Source organism: Streptomyces sp. NPDC054847 (assembly GCF_053610925.1).
In genome coordinates this window covers 1-1,321 of the sequence record NZ_JBSGZJ010000770.1, presented here as the reverse complement: position 1 = coordinate 1,321, position 1,321 = coordinate 1, and the positions used below count along the sequence as shown (strand labels likewise).

1 protein-coding gene is annotated in these 1,321 nt (G+C 70.9%); it reads right to left on the bottom strand.

What is annotated here, in order from left to right; translation table 11 throughout:
- Positions 1-39 precede the first annotated feature (39 nt).
- Positions 40-1,224, bottom strand: a complete 1,185-nt coding sequence (locus tag ACWGH4_RS35125) for an aldose epimerase family protein (RefSeq protein WP_453467968.1) — start codon at positions 1,222-1,224, stop codon at positions 40-42.
- Positions 1,225-1,321 lie beyond the last annotated feature (97 nt).

Here is a 1,321-nt window from a genome sequence, read left to right as displayed (position 1 = left end):
GCTGCGGAGGGCCGGGGCACGGTGCTGTGGGCGTCCCGGTCAGAGCGTGCCGAAGGAGTGCACGGTCGAGGACCGGTACACCTGTCCCGGGCGGAGCACGGTGGTGGGGAACTCCGGCCGGTTGGGCGAGTCGGGGAAGTGCTGGGTCTCCAGGCAGAACCCGTCGCCCTGCCGGTACACCCGGCCCGAGGTGCCCTTCAGGGTGCCGTCGAGGAAGTTGCCGCTGTAGAACTGCAGGCCCGGCTCCGTGGTGGCGATCGTCATGACCCGCCCCGACGTGGGCTCGGTGACCGTGACGGCCTTCCGCGGCTGCGCGGTGATCCCCTTGTCGAGCACGAAGTTGTGGTCGTACCCCTGCCCCAGGAGGATCTGCTCGTGCCCCTGGCGGATGTCCTCGCCGATGGGCTTGCCCAGCCGGAAGTCGAAGGGCGTCCGGGCGACGCGCGCCAGGGCGCCCGTCGGGATGAGGGTGGCGTCCACCGGCGTGTAGCGGGTGGCGTCGATACGCAGCCGGTGGTCGTGGACGGTGCCGCTTCCCTCGCCCGCGAGGTTGAAGTACGTATGGTTGGTGAGGTTCACGACGGTGACCCGGTCCGTCGTCGCCTCGTAGTCGACGCGGAACTCGCCCCGTGCCGTGAGGATGTAGTCGACCCGGACCGTGAGCGTGCCGGGGTACCCCATCTCGCCGTCGGGGCTGACGCGCCGCAGCGTGAGCCCGGTGTCGGCGCCCCGCCGGAACGGTTCGACGTCCCAGACCCGCTTGTCGAAGCCCTGGTCCCCGCCGTGCAGGCTGTTCGGACCGTCGTTCGCCGGGAGACGGTAGGTGGTCCCGTCCAGCGTGAACCTGCCGCCGGCGATGCGGTTGCCGTAACGGCCGATCACCGCACCGAAGTACGGGCTCTTCGCCACGTAGTCGTCCAGGTTGTCGAAGCCGAGGGACACGTTCACCCAGCTCCCCCGGCGGTCCGGCACCTCCAGGCCCTGGACGATGCCGCCGTACGACAGCACGCGCAGACGGATGCCGTCGTTCTGGAGCGTCCACAGGTCGACGCCGGTGCCGTCGGCCAGGGATCCGAATCGCTGCCGGACCGGGTCGCGCGTGCCGCGTGTCCCTTGCGGGGCCGTCGTCGTGCCGGCGGCAGCGGCCGGGGTCGTCGCCGCTGCTGCCGCTGTCGCCGCGGCTCCCACCGCCGCTGTCAGCACGGTGCGTCTGCTGGTCGTCATGGTTGTCTCGCTCTCTTGGTCGGCCGCACAGATGCGGCTCGTTCGGTATGTCGGTTGCCGTTCGAACCGGTGGTCCCGGATGACGGAGGGCCTGCTG

What these genes read in the sequence shown, in the direction of transcription:
- ACWGH4_RS35125 (WP_453467968.1), bottom strand. Translation starts at nt 1,224, where the DNA reads ATGACGACCAGCAGACGCACCGTGCTGACAGCGGCGGTGGGAGCCGCG.